General features: G+C 60.5%; 17 protein-coding genes. 10 read left to right on the top strand and 7 right to left on the bottom strand.

The genetic code is table 11. From position 1 onward, the window contains the following. Positions 1-341 precede the first annotated feature (341 nt). The 5 genes from V7773_RS29090 to V7773_RS29070 are packed head-to-tail and all read right to left on the bottom strand — an operon-like array spanning position 342 to position 6,879. Positions 342-719, bottom strand: coding sequence for a response regulator (locus V7773_RS29090; RefSeq protein ID WP_063320934.1), 378 nt, complete (start codon positions 717-719; stop codon positions 342-344). After that, entirely contained in the window at positions 712-1,992 is a 1,281-nt protein-coding gene (locus V7773_RS29085) for a hybrid sensor histidine kinase/response regulator (RefSeq protein ID WP_336076360.1), read from the bottom strand. The genes V7773_RS29090 and V7773_RS29085 overlap by 8 nt, the downstream gene beginning before the upstream one ends. Before the next feature lie 5 nt (positions 1,993-1,997). Continuing rightward, the gene (locus V7773_RS29080) at positions 1,998-2,585 is read right to left on the bottom strand and encodes a chemotaxis protein CheB (protein WP_063320932.1); all 588 of its coding nucleotides are present in this window, start codon (positions 2,583-2,585) and stop codon (positions 1,998-2,000) included. After that, positions 2,582-3,397: a CheR family methyltransferase gene (locus V7773_RS29075; protein ID WP_063320931.1), complete on the bottom strand. Its 816-nt coding sequence runs from the start codon at positions 3,395-3,397 to the stop codon at positions 2,582-2,584. Before V7773_RS29075 ends, V7773_RS29080 begins: the two co-directional genes overlap by 4 nt. Next, positions 3,397-6,879 carry a response regulator gene (locus V7773_RS29070; protein WP_336076359.1) on the bottom strand — a complete coding sequence of 1,161 codons (3,483 nt, stop codon included), beginning with the start codon at positions 6,877-6,879 and terminating at the stop codon, positions 3,397-3,399. Before V7773_RS29070 ends, V7773_RS29075 begins: the two co-directional genes overlap by 1 nt. 273 nt (positions 6,880-7,152) lie before the next feature. On the opposite strand from V7773_RS29070, the gene V7773_RS29065 reads away from it, so the two are divergent. The 10 genes from V7773_RS29065 to V7773_RS29020 all read left to right on the top strand — a co-directional run bounded on the left by V7773_RS29065 (position 7,153) and on the right by V7773_RS29020 (position 18,741). Then, positions 7,153-7,524, top strand: coding sequence for a response regulator (locus V7773_RS29065; RefSeq protein ID WP_336076358.1), 372 nt, complete (start codon positions 7,153-7,155; stop codon positions 7,522-7,524). A 77-nt stretch (positions 7,525-7,601) separates the two neighbouring features. Beyond that, entirely contained in the window at positions 7,602-8,894 is a 1,293-nt protein-coding gene (locus V7773_RS29060) for a glycosyltransferase (RefSeq protein ID WP_336076357.1), read from the top strand. A gap of 70 nt (positions 8,895-8,964) precedes the next feature. Further along, positions 8,965-9,870 carry an AraC family transcriptional regulator gene (locus tag V7773_RS29055; RefSeq protein ID WP_063320927.1) on the top strand — a complete coding sequence of 302 codons (906 nt, stop codon included), beginning with the start codon at positions 8,965-8,967 and terminating at the stop codon, positions 9,868-9,870. Between the two features lie 338 nt (positions 9,871-10,208). Further along, positions 10,209-11,519: an ABC transporter substrate-binding protein gene (locus V7773_RS29050; protein WP_072346777.1), complete on the top strand. Its 1,311-nt coding sequence runs from the start codon at positions 10,209-10,211 to the stop codon at positions 11,517-11,519. Between the two features lie 160 nt (positions 11,520-11,679). Further along, positions 11,680-12,615, top strand: a complete 936-nt coding sequence (locus tag V7773_RS29045) for a carbohydrate ABC transporter permease (protein WP_053184628.1) — start codon at positions 11,680-11,682, stop codon at positions 12,613-12,615. A 10-nt stretch (positions 12,616-12,625) separates the two neighbouring features. Beyond that, a complete protein-coding gene (locus tag V7773_RS29040; RefSeq protein WP_003202324.1) occupies positions 12,626-13,456 on the top strand; it encodes a carbohydrate ABC transporter permease in 831 nt (276 codons plus the stop codon). 39 nt (positions 13,457-13,495) lie between these two features. Further along, complete coding sequence (locus tag V7773_RS29035) at positions 13,496-14,599, top strand: ABC transporter ATP-binding protein (protein WP_014338172.1); 1,104 nt, start codon at positions 13,496-13,498, stop codon at positions 14,597-14,599. A 15-nt stretch (positions 14,600-14,614) separates the two neighbouring features. After that, the gene (locus tag V7773_RS29030; RefSeq protein WP_092224069.1) at positions 14,615-16,096 is read left to right on the top strand and encodes a mannitol dehydrogenase family protein; all 1,482 of its coding nucleotides are present in this window, start codon (positions 14,615-14,617) and stop codon (positions 16,094-16,096) included. 206 nt (positions 16,097-16,302) lie between these two features. Further along, complete coding sequence (gene xylB, locus V7773_RS29025; RefSeq protein ID WP_336076356.1) at positions 16,303-17,790, top strand: xylulokinase; 1,488 nt, start codon at positions 16,303-16,305, stop codon at positions 17,788-17,790. A gap of 12 nt (positions 17,791-17,802) precedes the next feature. Beyond that, positions 17,803-18,741: a carbohydrate kinase family protein gene (locus V7773_RS29020; protein ID WP_336076355.1), complete on the top strand. Its 939-nt coding sequence runs from the start codon at positions 17,803-17,805 to the stop codon at positions 18,739-18,741. Positions 18,742-18,839: 98 nt separating this feature from the next. On the opposite strand, the gene V7773_RS29015 is transcribed toward V7773_RS29020, so the two are convergent. Next, entirely contained in the window at positions 18,840-19,121 is a 282-nt protein-coding gene (locus V7773_RS29015) for a DUF1652 domain-containing protein (protein ID WP_063320921.1), read from the bottom strand. A gap of 385 nt (positions 19,122-19,506) precedes the next feature. Continuing rightward, complete coding sequence (gene ilvA, locus V7773_RS29010) at positions 19,507-20,514, bottom strand: threonine ammonia-lyase, biosynthetic (protein WP_336076354.1); 1,008 nt, start codon at positions 20,512-20,514, stop codon at positions 19,507-19,509. Positions 20,515-20,755 lie beyond the last annotated feature (241 nt).

The following is a 20,755-nucleotide window of genomic DNA, read 5'->3' as shown; positions in this document are numbered from 1 at the left end:
GGCCCGGGCACCTCATTTATCTGCATGAAGCAACCCGGATACAAACACTTGATAGCAGGTTGGAAAAAATCAGTTGCAGCGCCACAGCTCCCTGTGGCGAGGGAGCTTGCTCCCGCTGGGGCGCGAAGCGGCCCTGAAACCTGAATCCCGGTTATGTCAGATTCAATGGTGTCGCCTGCCTTGGGCCTGCTGCGCAGTCCAGCGGGAGCAAGCTCCCTCGCCACAAAAGCGGCCCGGGCACCTCATTTATCTGCATGAAGCAACCCGGATACAAACACTTGGTAGCAGGCTGGGAAAAATCAGTTGCAGCGCCACAGCCATGTCCCCAGCCCAGACAAAACCTACGACAACATCGACTGCATGATGCGCTGCAGCTCATCCAGGTCGAACGGCTTGTCCAGGACCGGCGCCTTGCGGGTAATGGGGCTGTCAGTGTCGCGCACTTCCTGCGCGTAGCCACTGATGAAAATGACCTTCAGCTCAGGACGCAACTTGACCGCAGGCTCGGCGATCTGCACGCCGGAGATACCACCCGGCAGGCGGAAATCGGTAATCATCATGTCCAGGTGAGGCTTGCTCGCCAGGATCTCGAACGCCTGGGCACCGTTTTCGGCCTGTAGCACCCGGTATCCCTCGCCCGACAGGTAGGCCGACAACACCATCAGGATCGACGGGTCATCCTCGACGATCAATACAACATCTTGCGCATCTTCACTCATGAGAAGCCTTTGTTCGATCAATAGCTGCTGATACGACCTTGGGGTCTCGCAGAGGTTGCGTCTGTTCAGCGGTTTTGTCCAAGACAGTTTTCTGCAAAGGCAGGCAAACACGAAACAAGGCCCCTTCATGGAGGCGACTGTTGACCGTGATTGTCCCGCCATGGGCCGTGACAATCTGCTCGGAAATGAACAGCCCCAGCCCAAGGCCGGCAGCAGCCGCCTTGGACGATACGCGTTCGAACTGCTGGAAAATACGTTTCTGGTTTTCCTCGCTGATACCGATGCCATGATCCTGGACCTCGATACAGGCGTGGTCGGGCGTCTTGTAAACGCGCACCTCGATCGGGCCCTTGCCGCCGTAGCGCAACGCATTGGTCAACAAGTTCGAGATCACCTGCTCGATACGAAACTCATCCCAAAGCCCCTCCACCGACGGTTCAGCCAGGCAGGTCAACGAGCATTCGGCAACGGCGATCTGCGGCTGAAAATTGCGCAGCAGGTTTTCCACCAATGCTGTCAAGTTGAAGCGGGTCGGACGAATCGACAGCTTGCCGGTGCGAATCCGCGAGACATCCAGCATGTCCTCGATCAGCCGGATCAGGCTCTTGATCTGCCGTTCATCGCGCTCAACCATCGCCCGCACCTTGTCCAGGCTGAAGGCCGCGGCGTTGTCCCGGGCCAGGTGCATCTTGCGCAGTTGTGTCTCGAGGATGAGGCCGTTGAGGGGCGTGCGCACCTCGTGGGCGACGATGGACATGAAGTCGTCACGCATGCGCACCGCTTGCTCCAGCTCGCCACGGGTAGCCTCCAGTTGCTGCAACAGAACCTCCTGCTCGCGGCGACTCTGCTCAAGGGCTACGACCTGCTCGTTCATGGCCTTTCGTTGGCGGTACAACTCGACGAACACATTGACCTTGCTTTTGACCGCCTGGGTGTCCAACGGCTTGTGCAGGAAGTCCACCGCACCGTTTTCATAACCGGTAAAGGCATAGTTGCGTTCACGACCAGCGGCACTGACGAAAATGATAGGGATGCTGCGGGTCTTCTCCGTGCCGCGCATCAGCTCGGCCAGTTGGAAACCGTTCATGTCCGGCATCTGCACATCGATGATGGCCAGGGCAAAGTCGTGTTGCAGCAGCAGGGACAGTGCTTCGTCCGCCGACAGGGCCTTGAAGACCTCGCGGTCGCCCCCCTTGATCAACGCTTCCAGGGCCAACAGATTCTCAGGCAGATCATCGACGATCAGCAGTTTGGCTTGAATATCTCTTGGCATGTGGTTCATTCCAGCCCGGCCAGCAATTGGCCGATGCCTTGCAAAGTAAGGATATGGTCGGGTTCGTGCAGGGCCAGCGCCGCTTCGGGCATGGTCGAGACCTGGGCTTCATTGGGGTCCTGGACCACCGTGATCCCGCCCAGCGCCCTGACCTTCGCCAAGCCACAGGCGCCATCGTTGTTGGCGCCGGTCAGCACCACGGCCAGCAATTTCTGGCCGTAGACATCGGCGGCCGATTCAAACAACACATCGATGGACGGCCGCGAATGATGCAGCGGCTCCTCCAGGCTCAACGACAGGCTACGGTCAGCCTCGACCGACAAGTGATAGCCGGGCGTGGCGACATACAAGGTTCCCGGCACGATGTCTTGCTTGTCCCGGGCTTCCTCCACCGGCACCGCCAGACGATGTCCGAAGACACGGGCCAGTTGGCTTTCGCGCTCGTCCGGCAAATGCAAGACCACCAAAATGGGCACGCCAAAGCCTTTGCGCAGGTGTCCGAAGACCTTGAGCAGCGCGTCGACGCCACCGGCCGAGGCACCGACGACAACGGCCTCGATGGGCGGGTTGGACCTGTCCTTCGTCTGGTTCATAACTTGCGATAGATCCGTTCCTGTTTGACCAACGGCTCGAATCGATGGCCGTAAGCCGAAAAATCCAACGTCTCCTTACTGCCCAATACCAGGAAACCACGGTGACAAAGGGACTCATGAAACAATCCGAACGCCCGATCCTGTAGTTTTTTATTGAAATATATCAATACATTGCGACATGAAATCAACTGAGTTTCTGAAAAGACACTGTCGGTCGCCAGGCTGTGATCGGCAAAGGTCACGTTCTCGCACAGGGTCTTGTCGAACATCGCATAATCGTAGGCGGCGGTATAGTAATCGGCAAACGAGCGCCGGCCTCCGGCCGCCTGGTAGTTCTGGGTGTAGGTACGCACGTTCTCCAGGGAGAAAATCCCCTGCTTGGCTTTTTCCAACGAGCGCGGGTTGATATCGGTGGCATAGATGAGCGTGCGGTCCAGCAGGCCTTCTTCGCGCAGCAGGATCGCCATGGAGTAGACCTCCTCCCCCGTGCTGCAACCCGCGATCCAGATCTTGAGCGAAGGATACGTCCTGAGCAGCGGCACGATTTCCTCGCGAATGGCCAGGAAATGCGTGGGGTCGCGAAACATCTCGCTGACCGGGATCGTCAGCAGTTGCAGCAGTTGCATGAACGCCCCCGGGTCATGCAGCACGCGCTCCTGCAAGGCCGAAATGGTCTTGCACTCGAACTGGCTCAGCGCATGGTGGACCCGGCGCTTGATGGACGCACCGGAATAGTCGCGAAAATCATAGCTGTACTTGAGGTAGATCGCTTCGATCAACAAACGAAGTTCAATGTCAGTGTCACGTTCCACTAAATTCTTTCCATATTCGGCAACCACACGCGAATCAGCGAGAACAGACGATCCAGATCGATCGGTTTGGCCAGGTAGTCGTTGGAACCCGCCGCCAGGCAGCGCTCCTGATCATCCTTCATGGCCTTGGCCGTCACGGCAATAATGGGCAGCTTGCGCCAGCGCGGGTCCTTGCGGATCAGCGCGGTGGCTTCGAAACCGTCCATCTCCGGCATCATTACATCCATCAGCACCAGGTCGATGTCGTCGAATTCGTTCAGGCGATCGATCGCCTCCAGGCCGTTACGGCCAATGACAACAATCGCCCCCTTCGCCTCCAAGGCGCTGGTCAGGGCAAAGATGTTGCGCACATCGTCGTCCACCAGCAGCACCTTGCGACCTTCAAACACCTTGTCGCGGCTGCGGGCGGTCTTGAGCATCCGCTGCCGTTCATGGGACAACCGGGATTCGACTTTGTGCAGAAAGAGTGTCACCTCGTCCAGCAAGCGCTCTGGCGAACGGGCACCCTTGATGATGATCGAGCGCGAATACTTGCGCAGTTCGGCCTCTTCGTCGCGGGTCAGGTTGCGCCCGGTGTAGACGATCACCGGCGGGAAGGAACAGATGTCTTCGCTGGACATGCGCTTGAGCAGGTCATTGCCGAGCATGTCCGGCAACTTGAGGTCGATGATCATGCAGTCGTAGACGTTGGTCCGCAGCAGGTCCAGGGCTTGCTGGGCCAGGCCAACAGCGGTGATCTCGATATCATCGTCGCCAATCAGGCGGGTAATACTCTCGCGTTGCAGGTCATCGTCCTCCACCAGCAGCACCCGCTTGACCTTCTGGGTCAGCTTGGCTTCCAGGCGGGCGAAGACATCCTTGAGTTCTTCGCGGGTGGTCGGCTTGACGGCATAACCGATGGCGCCCATGTGCATGGCGGCTTCGACGCGGTCTTCGACGGAAATCACGTGCACCGGAATGTGCCGGGTTTCGGCCCGCTCCTTGAGCCGCTGCAACACCGTCAGCCCGGAGTGATCCGGCAGGCGCATGTCCAAAAGGATCGCGTCGGGAGCCAGTTGCAAGGCCAGGTCGAAGCCTTCGTCGGCACCGTGGGCCACCAGGCACTGGTAACCGAGCTCATGGGCCAGGTCGAACAGGATGCGGGCGAACTTGGGCTCGTCCTCGATCACCAGAATGCATCGGGTATCGAACGGCGCCTTGTCGCGGTCGTCGGCAAATCGGGCAATCGGCGTATCCACTTCAGCGACCAGCGCTGCCGGTGCGGTTTTTGGTGCAGCCGGCGCTGGCGCGGTGGCCGTCGGGGTGAATGTCAACGGTTCTATCGGCGACTCCCCGGGCTCGACATAACGTTCAGGCATTACCAGCGTAAACACGCTGCCCTGCCCCGGCTCGCTGGAAACGCTGATCGAGCCACCCAACAACGTGGCCAGGTCCCGGGAAATCGACAACCCCAGGCCGGTGCCACCGTAACGACGATTAGTCGTGCCATCGGCCTGGCGGAACGCTTCGAAAATGCTTTGCTGCTGATCGGCGGCGATGCCGATCCCGGAGTCGCGCACCATGAACGCGATGCCCGAGCCCGGCTGCCCGGCCACCGACAGGCTGACGGTGCCTTGCTCGGTAAATTTCACGGCATTGGAGAGCAGGTTCTTGATCACCTGTTCCAGGCGCTGGCGGTCGGTGTAGAGCATCGCTGGCGCATCGGGCAATACCTGGACCTCGAACTCCAGGCCCTTGTCGACTGCCAACGGCTCGAACATGTCCCGCAGGCCCTCCACCAGACGCTGCACGCTGGTGTTTTCCGGGCGCACTTCCAGCTTTCCAGCCTCGACCTTGGAGATGTCGAGAATATCGTTGATCAGGTTCAACAGGTCGTTGCCGGCGGAGTAGATCGACTCGGCAAACTTGACCTGTTCCTCGCTGAGGTTCTGCTGCGGGTTTTCCGACAGCAGTTTGGACAGGATCAACGAACTGTTGAGCGGCGTGCGCAGCTCGTGGGACATGTTGGCCAGGAACTCGGATTTGTACTTGCTCGAACGCTGCAACTCTTCGGCGCGCTCCTGCAACTGGATCTGGGCCAGGTTCAGCTCGCTGTTCTTCTGGTCCATGGCGTCGCGCTGTTCGGCCAATTGCTCGTTGGTCTGCTCCAGTTCCTGCTGCTGGGCTTCCAGGTGGGCCTGGGACTCCTTGAGAATGCGCGACTGCTCTTCCAGTTCCTCGTTGGCAGTCTTGAGCTCTTCCTGCTGCACTTGCAGTTCTTCGTTCAACTGCTGGGTTTCGGCCAGCACTTCCTGCAAGCGCTGGCGATAACGAGCGGCCTCGATGGAGGTGCCGATATTGCCGGAAATCAGCTCCAGCATCTCAATGTCGCGCTCGGTCAATGGCCGCAGGAAGCCCAATTCGATGACACCGTTGATCCGGTCATCGTCACTGGTGGGCGCCACCAGCACGCTGTTGGGCAGCCCTTGCCCCAATCCGGAGCTGACTTTCAGGTAATCGTCCGGTACGTCATCCAACCGAATGAGACGCCCCTGTCGGACGGCTTGGCCAGCGATACCTTCACCGTCGACGATCACCTGCTGCTGCGCGTCATCCTCCCGGGACAAACCATAGCTGGCGACGCGCTTGAGCAGGCCATTTTCTTCCCGTACATAAAGCGCAGCCACCGCCACACCCAGGTACTTTGCACAGAACTGCAAGATATTGCGGCCCAACAGGTCCAGGGACAACTGCCCCAGGACCTGCTCGGCCAACTGCGTCTGGCCATTGCGCAACCAAGCCTGCTTCTCCAGGTGCAGGGCGCTGCGTTGCTGGACCTTCAGGCTGGCGCCGTAGCTCTCGGACAAGCTCAACAGATCCCGGCGGCCGACGTAGGCCAGCAACCCACTGACTGCGGCGACGAACAGCAGGTACAGGCCAATGCTCCAGACGGTGGTGGTGCGCACGTCCTGGTTACGCGCCGCACGCAGTTGCTGCTCGGTATCGACGATTTCCTCGAAAGTTTGGCGGATCTCGTCCGTCAAGCGCTTGCCGCGCCCGGACCTCGCCGCACTCCGGTAATCCCCGCTGCTGCGTTGCAGGTCGATCATGCCCTGGGCATACGTGGACCATTCCGCCTGGATCGCTTGTATCTTGTGCAGCCGGTCGGTCTGGACGGGGTTGTCGGCTGTCAATTCCAGCAGTGTATCCAACGCGACGGCGATCCGCGGCTTGGCCACTTCATAGGGCTCGAGAAAGTGCTCGTCACCGTTCAACAGGTAGCCACGCATACCGGTTTCCAGGTCCACGCTCAGCTTGAGCGCCTCATTGGCATTATTGATCACCCGGTCGGTATGCCCGACCCACTGGATCACCGACAGCAGGTACGTGACAAGGATAATGAAAAACACCGAGCTGAGGGCGCCCATGCCCAGCGGCAGGCTGATATTGCGGCTCAGGAGTTTACGAAAACTTTGCTCGTCGACCGAAGACGTAGGAGTCATGGAAAGGGCCTTGGTGGACAGTTGAAAACCGTGGAGTTTGCCCGAAAAACGGCGCTTGGATCCACATTATCTGACGAGTCAAAGGCGCAAGTCCCGCGACGATCTACCTTGTAGCAAGGAAGCGACTATCCTTGTCAGCTCTTGTACTATAGATCCTTTCTTGTACAACCTTGGGAACTTGTGCCGCCTCGGAGCTTACTCATAAAAGAGGCTTATGAAAGAGACCGATTTCTTCGAGCCCCTTCCCGACCCCAACCTTCGAGAATGTCAACTATGTCCACCCCCCCTCCTGCCACCCCGCCCACCATCCTGGTCGTCGAAGACGACGACATTGTGCGGATGCTGATCGTCGACGTGCTGGAAGAATTGGAGTACCGGGTGCTGGAGGCGGACGGTTGTGAGCAGGCGCTGGCGTTTTTACGCAACGACCAGCAGGCCATTGCCCTGATGATGACCGATGTCGGCCTGCCGGTAATGGACGGACGGGAACTGGCCAAACAGGCTCGGTCCGTGCGGTCGGACCTGCCGGTGCTGTTTGCCAGCGGTTATGCCGAAAGCATCGATGTACCGGAAGGCATGTCGGTGATCGGCAAGCCTTTCTCCATCGATCAGTTGCGAGACAAGGTCAAACGCATTCTTTCTTGAGCCAGATCGTATTCTTGGTCACTATCGGCGCCCCGCGCGCCGACAGCGCCTGATCCGCTTCGAGGAACCCCCTGCTCATGCATCACCCCACCGCCACCAAGGTCCTGGTTATCGGCTATGTCTGGCCCGAGCCGCGCTCATCGGCTGCCAGCGGGCATGTCATGCAGATCCTCGACACCTTCCTCGGGCAAGGCTGGGACATCACCTTCAGCAGCCCGGCGGGCCCCGGTGAACAGCGCGCCGACCTGGTCGCGCTGGGTATCCGCGAAGTACCGATCGAACTCAATAGCAGCAGCTTCGACGCCTTCATCAGTGAGCTGGCGCCGGACATCGTGCTGTTCGACCAATTCATGATGGAAGAACAGTTCGGCTGGCGGGTCGAGAAGCACTGCCCCGGCGCCCTGCGGGTGCTGGAGACGTCAGACTTGCAGTGCCTGCGTCACGCTCGGCACCAGCGCTTGAAAGACCGCCTGAAGCAGGATGAGGCTGGCGAGGATTTCAGCGACCTCTTCGCCCCAGCCCTGGACGAGGAGTTCCAGCGGATGGCCGACACCGACCTGGCCAAACGGGAAATCGCCGCATTGTACCGCTGCGACCTCAACCTGATGGTGTCTGAGGTTGAAATCGAACTGTTGGTGGAGCACTTCAAGTTGCCCCGCAACCTGCTGCACTGGTGCCCGTTGATGCTGGACCTGCCCGGCGAGCCGTCGGCGCCGTTCGAGGACCGGGCGCATTTCCTGAGCATCGGCAACTTTCGCCACGCACCGAACTGGGACGCCGTGCTCTGGATGAAAAACGCCATCTGGCCACTGATCCGCCAACAATTACCCGACGCGCAGCTGCACCTGTACGGCGCCTACACCCCGCCCAAGGCCGCCGCGCTGCATAACCCGGCCCAGGGCTTTCACATCATGAACTGGGCGGAGGACGCTTTGCAGGTGATGTCGGCGGCACGCATCTGCCTGGCGCCGCTGCGTTTCGGCGCCGGCATCAAGGGCAAGCTGATCGATGCCATGCTCTGCGGCACCCCAAACGTCACCACGCCCGTGGGGGCCGAAGCCATGCACGGCGACATGCCCTGGCCCGGCGCAATTGCCCAGAGCGCCGAAGGCATCGCCAATGCGGCGGTGCAGTTGTATCGCGATCAGGCGCGCTGGACCCAGGCCCAGGATGCTGGCCTCGCCCTGCTGGAAAATCGCTACCGGCAACAGGTGCACGGCCCGGCGCTGATCGACAGCATCAACGCTTGCCGGGCGGACCTGGCACAACGACGTCGGGACAATTTCACCGGCAGCATGCTGCGTCACCACCAGCACAAAAGCACCCAATACATGTCCCAGTGGATCGAAGAAAAAAACCGCAACGGTTAGACGTCAGAGTGGCAGCCGCCTGGCGAAGGGGGCATTATCCAATGGCGATAACAATAAAAGCGCCAGGCCCATGACCCGTACAGCCAGAATCACCGACCCCTCCTACGAGTTGATGGACGACCATAATGGATTGTCCATCATCTACCGTCAGCACGGTTTTCCCTGCCCGCTGGTGCGCTGGCATTTCCACAAGGAATACGAGCTGCACTTGATCGTCGCCAGTTCCGGCAAAGTGTTCATTGGCGATTACATCGGCAACTTCTATCCCCAGTCGCTGTTCCTCACCGGCCCCAACCTGCCCCATAACTGGATCAGCCAGGTGGCCGAAGACGAAGTGGTGCACAAGCGCGACATGCTGGTGAACTTCACTGACGAGTTGTTCGAAAGCGGCCACCAGGTGTTCGCTGAACTCAAGACTGTCGCACCGCTGCTCGAACGTGCCCAGTACGGCATCGAGTTCCGCTGCAAGCGCACCATCCGCCAGGCCATGACCCTGATGCAGCGCATCGCCGATTCCCAAGGCATGAGCCGCCTAGGGTATTTTTTCATCCTGATGGAGCTGCTGGCCGCCACGGATGACTACCAATTGCTGTCCGGCGCGACCTCTGCGCAAACGGCGGACGAACACAGCATCGACCGCACCAACCGCGCGGTGGACTACATCTTTGCTCACTACGCCCGGGAACTGTCCCTGGAAGAGGTGGCCGAGCACCTGGGCATGAAACCCACCTATTTCAGCCGGGTGTTCAAACAGGCCACCGGCCGCTGCTTCATCGAATTCGTCAATCGCCTGCGCATCAGCAAATCCTGCGAGTTGCTGGCCGACGGTGATAAACCGGTGACGGACGTGTGCTTTGAATCGGGTTTCAACAACATTTCCAATTTCAACCGGCGTTTCCAGCAGCTCAAGGGCATGACCCCATCCCACTACCGGCGGCTGGCGGTGCAGCGGTTGACCGAGCAGAACCAGGGCTGACATTTTTCTCACCCAATCCCCTGTGGCGAGGGAGCTTGCTCCCGCTGGGCTGCGAAGCAGCCCCTATATCAGCCTTTCGCAGCGAGTTGTCAGGGGAATTGTTGAGGGCCGCTGCGCGCCCCAGCGGGAGCAAGCTCCCTCGCCACAGGTTCTTTGTCCGCCTGAAGTGGCAGGCATCAATCCCTCCAGTGCAAAAAAGTATCAGTGAAAGTGCGACGGATGATTTGTCACGCCGTCCATTGAGGGCTGTAATCAGCGCACATTCTTCCCTTCATCCGGAAGACACAAAAACAATAACTGTCCTTCTGCCGCCCTCGGGCGCGGAAAAGGAGTGCGCGATGAAACCTTCGGTAAAAGCTCTGCTTGTCTCCACCTGCATGACCCTCAGCAGCGTCAGTTTCGGCGCACAGACCCTCACCATTGCCACCGTCAACAACAGCGACATGATCCGCATGCAAAAGCTCTCGAAAACCTTCGAGGCCGAGCACCCGGACATCAAGCTCAACTGGGTGGTGCTCGAAGAAAACGTGCTGCGCCAGCGCCTGACCACCGACATCGCCACCCAGGGCGGACAGTTCGACGTGCTGACCATTGGCATGTACGAAGCTGCACTCTGGGGCGCCAAGGGCTGGCTGGAGCCAATGAAGGACCTGCCGGCCTCCTACGACCTGGATGATGTTTTCCCTTCCGTGCGCGATGGCTTGTCGGTCAAAGGCTCGCTGTACGCCCTGCCGTTCTATGCCGAAAGCTCGATCACCTATTACCGCACGGACCTGTTCAAGAACGCCGGGCTGACCATGCCCGAACACCCAACCTGGAGCCAGATCGGTGAGTTCGCGGAGAAACTCACCGACAAATCCAAGGAACAATATGGCCTGTGCCTGCGGGGCAAGGCCGGTTGGGGCGAGAACATGGCGCTGATCACCACCCTGGCCAACGGTTATGGCGCGCGCTGGTTCGATGAGAAGTGGCAGCCACAATTCAATGGGCCCGAGTGGAAGGAAGCACTGAATTTCTACGTCGACAACATGAAGAAATCCGGCCCGCCGGGTGCGTCCAGTAACGGCTTCAACGAAAACCTGGCGCTGTTCAACAGCGGCAAATGCGCGATCTGGGTCGATGCCAGCGTCGCCGGTTCGTTCGTCACCGACAAGACCCAGAGCAAGGTGGCCGATCACGTTGGATTCACCTTCGCCCCCCACGAAAAAACCGACAAGGGCACCTCGTGGATGTACTCCTGGTCGCTGGCCATCCCGACCAGCTCCAAAGCCAAGGACGCGGCCACGGTCTTTACCACCTGGGCGACGTCCAAGGAATACAGTCAATTGGTCGCCAAGACCGACGGCATTGCCAACGTACCGCCAGGCACCCGCACCTCGACCTACAGCGACGAGTACATGAAGGCCGCGCCGTTTGCCAAGGTGACCCTGGAATCGTTGAAAGTCGCCGACCCGAAAGCGCCAACCCTCAAGCCTGTGCCTTACATCGGCATCCAGTTGGTGACCATTCCCGAGTTCCAGGCCATTGGCACCCAAGTGGGCAAGTTCTTCTCGGGCGCGCTGACCGGCCAGCAGACCGTGGACCAGGCGTTGACCGCCGCGCAGTCCACCACCGAACGCGAGATGAAACGCGCTGGGTATCCAAAATAAGGTCTGCATTTCTCCAATTGTGGCGAGGGAGCTTGCTCCCGCTGCGGGCGAAGCCCGCCCTGGCAATCCACGGGTTGCCAGTCGGAATGGGCCCGCTGCGCGGTCTAGCGGGAGCAAGCTCCCTCGCCACAGGGAATGCGTCGCACAAGAGTAAACGTTCATGAATAGCTCAACGACAACCGCCAAAGCCCCCATCGAGATTGCCCCGCCGCCGGCACGCAAGATCCGCCTGGCGAACCCCGGTTGGTTCCTGGTCAGCCCTTCGGTGGCCTTGTTGCTGCTGTGGATGATCGTGCCCCTGGGCATGACCGTCTACTTCTCGATGATCCGCTACAACCTGCTCTACCCCGGCGAAAACGAATTCGTCGGGCTGGAGAACTTCACCTACTTCCTGACCGACTCGGGTTTCATGCCCGGTGCCACCAACACCTTGTTGCTGGTGGGCAGCGTGCTGCTGATCAGTATCGTGCTGGGGGTGTTGATCAGCGCGCTGCTGGAGGCCAGTGAGTTTTTTGGTCGCGGCATCGTCCGTGTGCTGCTGATCTCACCGTTCTTCATCATGCCCACCGTCGGCGCGCTGATCTGGAAGAACCTGATCTTCCACCCGGTCTCGGGCATCCTCGCCTCGGTGTGGAAACTGTTCGGCGCTCAGCCAGTGGACTGGCTAGCCCATTACCCGCTGCTGTCGATCATCATCATCGTGAGTTGGCAATGGTTGCCCTTTGCGATCCTGATCCTGATGACCGCCATGCAGTCCCTCGACCAGGAACAGAAAGAAGCCGCGCGCCTGGACGGTGCCGGCCCGATCGCGATTTTCTGGCACCTGACCCTGCCGCACCTGGCCCGCCCGATTGCCGTGGTGCTGATGATCGAGACGATCTTCCTGCTGTCGGTGTTCGCCGAGATTTTCACCACCACCAACGGTGGCCCCGGCTACGCCTCCACCAACCTGGCCTACCTGATCTACAACCAGGCGCTGGTGCAGTTCGACGTCGGCATGGCTTCGGCCGGTGGCCTGATTGCCGTGGTCATTGCCAACATCGCCGCCATCATCCTGGTCCGGATGATCGGCAAAAACCTCACCGACAAGCACTGAGGCCGTCGCCATGACTCTTCAACAATCCCGTCGCCTGCAAAGCCTGCTGCTGGGCACGCTGGCCTGGGCCATCGCGATCCTGATCTTTTTCCCGATCTTCTGGATGGTGCTGACCAGCTTCAAGACCGAAATCGACGCGTTCGCCACGCCGCCGCAGTTCATCTTCACGCCGACGCTGGAGAATTACCTGCACATCAATGAGCGCAGCAACTACTTCAGCTTCGCCTGGAACTCGGTGGTGATTTCCTTCAGCGCCACCGCCCTGTGCCTGCTGATTGCAGTACCGGCGGCCTACTCCATGGCGTTCTATGAAACCCAGCGCACCAAAGGCACGTTGCTGTGGATGCTCTCCACCAAGATGCTGCCGCCAGTGGGCGTGCTGATGCCGATTTACCTGCTGGCCAAGCAATTTGGCCTGCTGGACACGCGTCTCGCGTTGATCGTCATCTACACGTTGATCAACCTGCCCATCGTGGTCTGGATGATTTACACCTACTTCAAGGACATTCCCCGCGACATCCTCGAGGCCGCCCGCCTGGATGGTGCCACCCTATGGCAGGAGATGGTTCGCGTACTGCTGCCGATTGCCAAGGGCGGCCTGGCCTCCACTGTGCTGCTGTCACTGATCCTGTGCTGGAACGAGGCCTTCTGGTCGCTGAACCTCACCTCCTCCAAAGCCGCGCCACTGACGGCGTTGATTGCCTCCTATTCCAGCCCGGAAGGTTTGTTCTGGGCCAAATTGTCGGCCGTCTCGACCCTGGCCTGCGCGCCGATCCTGATTTTCGGCTGGATCAGCCAGAAACAGCTGGTGCGCGGTTTGTCCTTCGGCGCGGTGAAATAACGCGCCCTACACAATAATCAGAAGTGGAGGCCCATCATCATGGCCAACCTGAAAATCAAGAATCTGCAAAAGGGTTTCGAAGGTTTCTCCATCATCAAGGGCATCGACCTTGAGGTGAACGACCGCGAGTTCGTGGTGTTTGTCGGCCCGTCGGGCTGTGGCAAGTCCACGCTGCTGCGGCTGATCGCCGGCCTTGAAGAGGTCAGCGACGGCACCATCGAACTGGATGGCCGGGACATCACCGAAGTCAGCCCGGCCAAGCGCGACCTGGCGATGGTGTTCCAGACCTACGCCTTGTACCCGCACATGAGCGTGCGCAAGAACATGTCCTTCGCCCTGGACCTGGCCGGCGTGCCCAAGGCCGAGGTCGAGAAGAAGGTCAACGAAGCGGCGCGCATCCTCGAACTGGGGCCGATGCTCGAGCGCAAGCCCAAGCAACTGTCCGGCGGCCAGCGACAGCGTGTAGCGATTGGCCGGGCCATCGTGCGTAACCCGAAAATCTTCCTGTTCGACGAACCGCTGTCCAACCTCGACGCCGCCCTGCGGGTGCAGATGCGCCTGGAACTGGCACGCCTGCACAAAGAGTTGCAGGCGACCATGATCTACGTGACTCACGACCAGGTCGAAGCCATGACCCTGGCCGACAAGGTGGTGGTGCTCAATGGCGGGCGTATCGAACAGGTCGGCTCGCCGCTGGAGCTGTATCACCAGCCGGCCAACCTGTTTGTCGCCGGGTTCCTCGGCACGCCGAAAATGGGCTTCCTCAAAGGCAAGGTCACCGGCCTGGACAGCCAGGGCTGTGAAGTGCTGCTGGACGCCGGTACGCGTATCAGCCTGCCGTTGAGCGGTGCCAACCTGAGCGTCGGCGGCGCGGTGACCCTGGGGATTCGCCCGGAACACCTGAACCTGGCGCAACCGGGCGACTGCACGTTGCAAGTCACCGCCGACGTCAGCGAGCGGCTGGGCAGCGACACCTTCTGTCACGTCGTCACGGCCTCCGGCGAAGCCTTGACCATGCGCGTTCGCGGCGACCTGGCGAGCCGTTTCGGCGAGCAACTGAGCCTGCACCTGGACGCTGAACACTGCCACCTATTCGACGCCGAGGGCGTTGCGGTGACCCGCGCGCTGCGCGCCGCCGCCTGATTACCGAGACCTGCGATGAAACTCAACCGACAAAACCTGCACAACCTCAACCCTGGCGTCGCCCTGCCCGCCTACCCTGTGGGCGATGTCCGCCAGGGCATCGCCCACATCGGTGTCGGCGGTTTCCACCGGGCGCACCAGGCCTACTACACCGATGCGCTGATGAATACCGGCACCGACCTGGACTGGGCCATCTGCGGCGTGGGCCTGCGGGCCGAGGATCGCCGTGCCCGGGATGACCTGGCCAGCCAGGACTACCTGTTCACCCTGTACGAACTGGGCGACACCGATGACACCGAAGTCCGGGTGATTGGCGCGATCAATGACATGTTGCTGGCTGAAGATGGCGCCCAGGCACTGATCGACAAACTGGCCGATCCGCAGATCCGCATCGTCTCGCTGACCATCACCGAAGGCGGCTATTGCATCGACGACAGCAACGGCGAGTTCATGGCCCACTTGCCGCAGATCCAGCACGACCTGGCCCATCCTGACGCTCCGAAAACCGTCTTCGGTTTCCTCTGCGCCGCCCTGGCCAAGCGTCGCGCGGCGGGCATCCCGGCGTTCACGTTGATGTCTTGCGATAACCTGCCCCACAACGGCGCCGTGACCCGCAAGGCGTTGCTGGCCTTCGCCGCGCTGCGCGACGCGGAGCTGGGGCAGTGGATCGACCGCAATGTCAGTTTCCCCAATGCCATGGTCGATCGCATCACGCCCATGACCAGCGTGGCCCATCGCCTGCAACTGCATGACGAACATGGCATCGACGACGCTTGGCCGGTGGTCTGCGAACCGTTCGTGCAATGGGTCCTGGAAGACAAGTTCGTCAACGGTCGCCCGGCCTGGGAAAAGGTCGGCGTGCAGTTCACCGATGACGTCACACCCTATGAAGAGATGAAGATCAAGCTGCTCAACGGCAGCCACCTGGCGTTGACCTACCTGGGCTTTCTCAAGGGTTATCGCTTCGTCCACGAGACCATGAACGACCCGCTGTTCGTGCGTTACATGCGCGCCTACATGGACCTGGACGTGACGCCGCAACTGGCGCCAGTGCCGGGCATCGACCTGACCGACTACAAGAACACCCTGGTGGAGCGTTTTTCCAATCAGGCGATTGCCGACCAGTTGGAACGGGTCTGTTCGGACGGCTCGTCGAAGTTTCCAAAATTCACTGTACCGACCATCAACCGCTTGATCGCCGACGGTGGCCAAACTCGCCGCGCGGCGCTGGTGGTGGCGGCCTGGGCCGTGTACCTGAAGGGCGTGGACGAGAACGGCGTGACGTATTCAATCCCGGACCCACGGGCAGCGTTTTGCCAGGCACTGGTGGCTGACGATGCGCTGGTGACCCAGCGGATGCTGGAGGTGGAAGAAATCTTTGGCACCGCCATTCCCCGCTCGCCGGAGTTCGTGGCAGCATTCGAATGGTGCTGCAACAGCTTGCGCGAGCATGGCGTCACGCGAACGCTTGAGCGCGTGCTGGCTGACGCGGACTAACGGTCCGCTTTTGTGGCGAGGGAGCTTGCTCCCGCTGGGCTGCGCAGCGGCCCCCAGACAGCCGACACGGTGAACCAGATAGACCGAGTGGCAGGTTTTAGGGCTGCTTCGCAGCCCAGCGGGAGCAAGCTCCCTCGCCACAGGTAGGTGTTGGCTGACCGAGCGGCTATTTCCTGCGGGTATTGATCTGACGACCAAGGATTTCCATGGCAAACCAACAACTGTTCCTGGGCATCGACTGCGGCACCCAAGGCACCAAGGCGCTGATCCTGGACGCAACCAGTGGCCAGGTCCTCGGCCAGGGCGCCGCTGCCCACAGCATGATCAGCGGGGCCAACGGTCGTCGTGAACAAGACACCCAGCAATGGCTCGATGCATTCACCCAGGCAACTCATCAGGCCTTGGCCGCCGCCGGCGTCGATGGCCAGGCGATCCTCGGCATCGGCGTCTCCGGCCAGCAACACGGCCTGGTCCTGCTTGATGACCAGGGTCAGGTCTTGCGCCCGGCCAAGCTGTGGTGCGACACCGAGACAACGCCGGAAAATGATCGGCTCCTGGCGCACCTGGGCGGTGAAGACGGCAGCCTCGAACGCCTCGGCGTGGTGATCGCGCCGGGCTACACGGTTTCCAAACTGCTCTGGACGCGGGAGCAGCATCCCCAGGTATTCGAACGCATCGCCAGCGTCCTGCTGCCCCACGACTTCCTCAACTACTGGCTCACCGGCCGTCATTGCAGCGAATACGGCGATGCTTCGGGGACCGGCTATTTCAACGTACGCACCCGCCAATGGGACGTGCAACTGTTACAACACATCGACCCCAGCGCACGCTTGCAAGCGGCGCTGCCGGAACTGATCGAGGCCCATCAGCCCGTCGGACGCATCTTGCCGGCCATTGCCGCGCACCTGGGCATCAACCCCGAGGCGGTGGTGGCCAGTGGTGGCGGCGACAACATGATGGGCGCCATCGGCACCGGGAACATCCAGCCCGGCGTGATCACCATGAGCCTCGGGTCCTCCGGTACGGTGTACGCCTATGCCGCCGAACCTGCGGTCAGTCCACAGCCGTCCGTGGCGACGTTCTGTTCCTCCAGCGGTGGCTGGCTGCCGCTGATCTGCACCATGAATCTGACCAACGCCACCGGGGCGATACGCGAACTGCTGGACCTGGACATCGACGCCTTCAACGCCCTGGTGGCCAAGGCCCCGATTGGCGCCGAGGGTGTGTGCATGCTGCCGTTCCTCAACGGCGAGCGTGTTCCTGCCCTGCCCCATGCCACCGGCAGCTTGCTGGGCCTGACCACCACCAACCTGACCCGGGCCAACCTGTGTCGCGCCGTGGTCGAAGGCACGACCTTCGGTTTGCGCTATGGCTTGGACCTGCTGCGAGCCAACGGACTCCAGGCCCAGAGCATTCGCCTGATCGGCGGAGGTTCGAAGAGCGCGCAGTGGCGGCAGATCGTCGCCGACACCATGGACACCACGGTCATCTGCACCGAACAGAGCGAAGCCGCCGCATTGGGGGCGGCGATCCAGGCGGCATGGTGCCACTCCGGTTCACAGACGGGCTTGGCCGAGCTGTGCGAACGCTGCGTCAAGCTCGACCCGAGCAGCGAAACCCGGCCAATCGCCGCCCATGTCGCGGCGTCGCAACAGGCCTATGAACGTTATCGACAACACGTCGCAACCCTTTGAGAGCGGGAAACTATGTATTTGGTGTGTGGTGAAGCGCTGTTTGATTTTTTCAGTGAGACCGAGGCGGATGGCCCCGCCTCGCAAGTGAACTACAAGGCCATTGCCGGTGGTTCACCGTTTAACGTGGCCGTGGGGCTGCGTCGTCTGGGTGTTGAATCGGCGCTGTTTACCGGGCTGTCCACCGACTACCTGGGTCGACGCTTGCAACAGGTGCTGCTCAATGAAGGTGTCAGCGCCCAATACCTGGTGGACTTCGACGCACCGACCACCCTGGCAATGGTTGCCGTAGGCGCCAATGGTTCGCCCCACTACAGTTTTCGCGGCGAAGGCTGTGCGGACCGACAACTGAGCCTGGCGCATCTACCGGACCTGGGCCCCGAGGTGCGCGGCTTGCATTTCGGCTCGTTCTCGCTGGTGGTCCAGCCCATCGCCGATACGCTCCTGGCCCTGATGCAACGCGAAAGCGGCCGCCGCCTGATCAGCCTCGACCCGAATGTGCGACTCAACCCGCAGCCGGATATCGAGCTGTGGCGCTCACGGATTGCGACGCTGGTGCAATATGCCGACCTGATCAAGGTCAGTGACGAAGACCTGGACCTGCTCTACCCCGCAAAGGAGCCCGAGGCGATCATCGAAGGTTGGCTGGGGAACCGCTGCCAATTGGTCTTCCTGACCCGTGGCGGCCAGGGCGCTACAGTCTTCAGTCGCCAACACGGCTCATGGTCGCTGCCATCCTGTCCGGTGAAGATCGCCGACACCGTGGGTGCAGGCGATACCTTCCAGGCCGCGCTGATTGCGTGGTTGACTGAACAACAATTGGATTCGATCGAGGGGTTGCATACCCTCACCCGGGAACAGATCAGCGCAATGCTTGAATTCGCCATTCGCGCCGCCGCCCTGACTTGTGGCAAAACCGGGCCAGACCTGCCCTACAGGCACCAATTGAACTGAATGGCGCACCGCAGCTAAAAAAACGCAGTTGAAAAACTGGACGCCGGGTTCGGACATGACCGGACCCGAGCGTCAGGCTTACAAGGACAAGGCCGTTATCAGCGGCCAGTCATCCGCTGGTGTTGCTGATGAAAGTGATTGCCAGCGGCAGGGTTGTGGTCGAGCTCGGTACGCAGCTCCGCGATCAAGTCGTTGATGGCCCGACAACCGGTGAGTTTATTGGCATCGATGTCGGTTTTGAGCAATGCCACGCGATCGGTTGCATGATCGTCGTAAATCTTGACCGTCATCTTGAGCTCAGGTGACAAGGTGCATTGCGAGCGCTTGGGCAGCAAGCTGCTTTCAATGATGTTTCGCATTTCGAGGGCAGATAGAAACATGGCGACTCTCTCCTGTTGAGGCGGCCAACTTATGTTCACGCCGGCGGTATTTTCGTCCGTTTTCTTCCCTGCGGACTGGGACTACGAATACCGTGCCGTTCGTTCGTTCTTTTTAGCGTTTTCAGTCAACGAGTTCGCCAGGCGAACTCTTGAATCATCCCGCAAGAAGCATGCCTGTATCGAAGACCTTGCGGATTGATCTGAATCAAGCGCTTAGCTTCGTCCCGCGCCGGAGAGCTCGTGCAAAATGCAAGGACACGCTACTTTTTCCATGCAAACTGCAATCGCTTTTATCCTGTTCGCAACTTAGAGTAGCCCCTAATACGAAGACGCAAGTGGGCATCCGTCGCCTGCTTCAAAAAAAGTGTGACGTAGCGTAAAAAACTCAAAATGCGCCCACCGCCGCCCGCTCGGCCACGTGGCGCAAGCTGTCGAAATTGATATTGGCACCGGAATCGATCGCCACCAGCGTCTGGCCTCGCGCCCCCGTGTCGGCCACGTACTGCTTGATGCCTGCCACCGCCAGTGCGCCCGACGGTTCAGTGATGGAGCGGGTATCGTCATAGATGTCCTTGATCGCGGCGCACAACTGATCGTTGCTCACGGTCATCACCTCATCGACACAGAAACGGCAGATATCGAGGCCATGGGCGCCGATCTGCGCCACGGCCACGCCATCGGCGAAGGTTCCCACCTCTGGCAAGGTCACTCGCTCACCGGCTGCCAGCGCCGCCTGGAGACAGGCCGAGTGCTGCGACTCGACGCCGATGATGCGTACTTCCGGGCGCAGGTACTTGACGTAGGCAGCGATCCCGGCGATCAGCCCACCGCCACCGACCGGGACAAAAATCGCATCCAACTGGCCGGGGTGCTGGCGCAGGATTTCCATGGCGACGGTGCCCTGCCCGGCGATCACGTCCGGGTCATCGAAAGGCGAGACGAACTCCCGTCCGGTGTGCTCGGCCAGGTCCAGCGCGTGCGCCAGGGCAAACGGAAAGCTTTCCCCGTGCAGAATCGCTTCGGCGCCTCGGTTGCGCACGCCCAGCACCTTCAATTGTGGAGTGGTCACAGGCATGACGATGCTGGCCGAAATACCCAACTCCCGTGCCGCCAGCGCGACACCCTGGGCATGATTGCCGGCAGACGCGGTGATGACGCCACGGGCGTGCTGCTCCGGGGTCAGTTGCACGAGTTTGTTGTAGGCACCGCGGATCTTGAAGGAAAAGGTCGGTTGCAGGTCTTCGCGCTTGAGCAGGATCCGGTTACCCAAGGCCTCGGACAATGCGGGTGCCGCTTGCAGCGGCGTGCGCACGGCCAGCTCATAGACCGGCGCGGCGAGAATCTTCTTAACATAGTGCTCGAGCAGGGTTTGCTCGGTGCGGGTAACGGTCATGGCGATCTCCTGGTTCAGGCGGAGCCCAGGAGACAGAAAGAAAAAACCCGCCTCCAGGGCGGGTTGGGTGCAGCCGACAGCTAACCCGCCAAATAAGGAATGGCGGTAATAATGCTTGGCTGGCTGCGCAGTACGGGTGAGTTCATGCCTGGAAATTAGCGGTGCGTTGGCGGCAAGTCAATGGGCAATATCAAGTGCCAGCCGATATTCGCTGCATTGACCTCAAGTGAACAACATAACC

The organism is Pseudomonas sp. 3JA, assembly GCF_036961705.1.
Classification (GTDB): domain Bacteria; phylum Pseudomonadota; class Gammaproteobacteria; order Pseudomonadales; family Pseudomonadaceae; genus Aquipseudomonas; species Aquipseudomonas fluorescens_Q.
This window is presented reverse-complemented; position numbering and strand designations above follow the sequence as displayed.

Excerpts from the sequence above, each read along its gene's own strand:
- V7773_RS29030 (WP_092224069.1), top strand. The coding sequence starts at position 14,615 with ATGAAACTCAACCGACAAAACCTGCACAACCTCAACCCTGGCGTCGCC.
- V7773_RS29085 (WP_336076360.1), bottom strand. The coding sequence starts at position 1,992 with ATGCCAAGAGATATTCAAGCCAAACTGCTGATCGTCGATGATCTGCCT.
- V7773_RS29015 (WP_063320921.1), bottom strand. The coding sequence starts at position 19,121 with ATGTTTCTATCTGCCCTCGAAATGCGAAACATCATTGAAAGCAGCTTG.
- V7773_RS29080 (WP_063320932.1), bottom strand. The coding sequence starts at position 2,585 with ATGAACCAGACGAAGGACAGGTCCAACCCGCCCATCGAGGCCGTTGTC.
- V7773_RS29020 (WP_336076355.1), top strand. The coding sequence starts at position 17,803 with ATGTATTTGGTGTGTGGTGAAGCGCTGTTTGATTTTTTCAGTGAGACC.
- V7773_RS29090 (WP_063320934.1), bottom strand. The coding sequence starts at position 719 with ATGAGTGAAGATGCGCAAGATGTTGTATTGATCGTCGAGGATGACCCG.
- V7773_RS29065 (WP_336076358.1), top strand. The coding sequence starts at position 7,153 with ATGTCCACCCCCCCTCCTGCCACCCCGCCCACCATCCTGGTCGTCGAA.
- V7773_RS29035 (WP_014338172.1), top strand. The coding sequence starts at position 13,496 with ATGGCCAACCTGAAAATCAAGAATCTGCAAAAGGGTTTCGAAGGTTTC.
- V7773_RS29040 (WP_003202324.1), top strand. The coding sequence starts at position 12,626 with ATGACTCTTCAACAATCCCGTCGCCTGCAAAGCCTGCTGCTGGGCACG.
- xylB (WP_336076356.1), top strand. The coding sequence starts at position 16,303 with ATGGCAAACCAACAACTGTTCCTGGGCATCGACTGCGGCACCCAAGGC.
- V7773_RS29050 (WP_072346777.1), top strand. The coding sequence starts at position 10,209 with ATGAAACCTTCGGTAAAAGCTCTGCTTGTCTCCACCTGCATGACCCTC.
- V7773_RS29070 (WP_336076359.1), bottom strand. The coding sequence starts at position 6,879 with ATGACTCCTACGTCTTCGGTCGACGAGCAAAGTTTTCGTAAACTCCTG.
- V7773_RS29045 (WP_053184628.1), top strand. The coding sequence starts at position 11,680 with ATGAATAGCTCAACGACAACCGCCAAAGCCCCCATCGAGATTGCCCCG.
- V7773_RS29055 (WP_063320927.1), top strand. The coding sequence starts at position 8,965 with ATGACCCGTACAGCCAGAATCACCGACCCCTCCTACGAGTTGATGGAC.
- V7773_RS29060 (WP_336076357.1), top strand. The coding sequence starts at position 7,602 with ATGCATCACCCCACCGCCACCAAGGTCCTGGTTATCGGCTATGTCTGG.
- ilvA (WP_336076354.1), bottom strand. The coding sequence starts at position 20,514 with ATGACCGTTACCCGCACCGAGCAAACCCTGCTCGAGCACTATGTTAAG.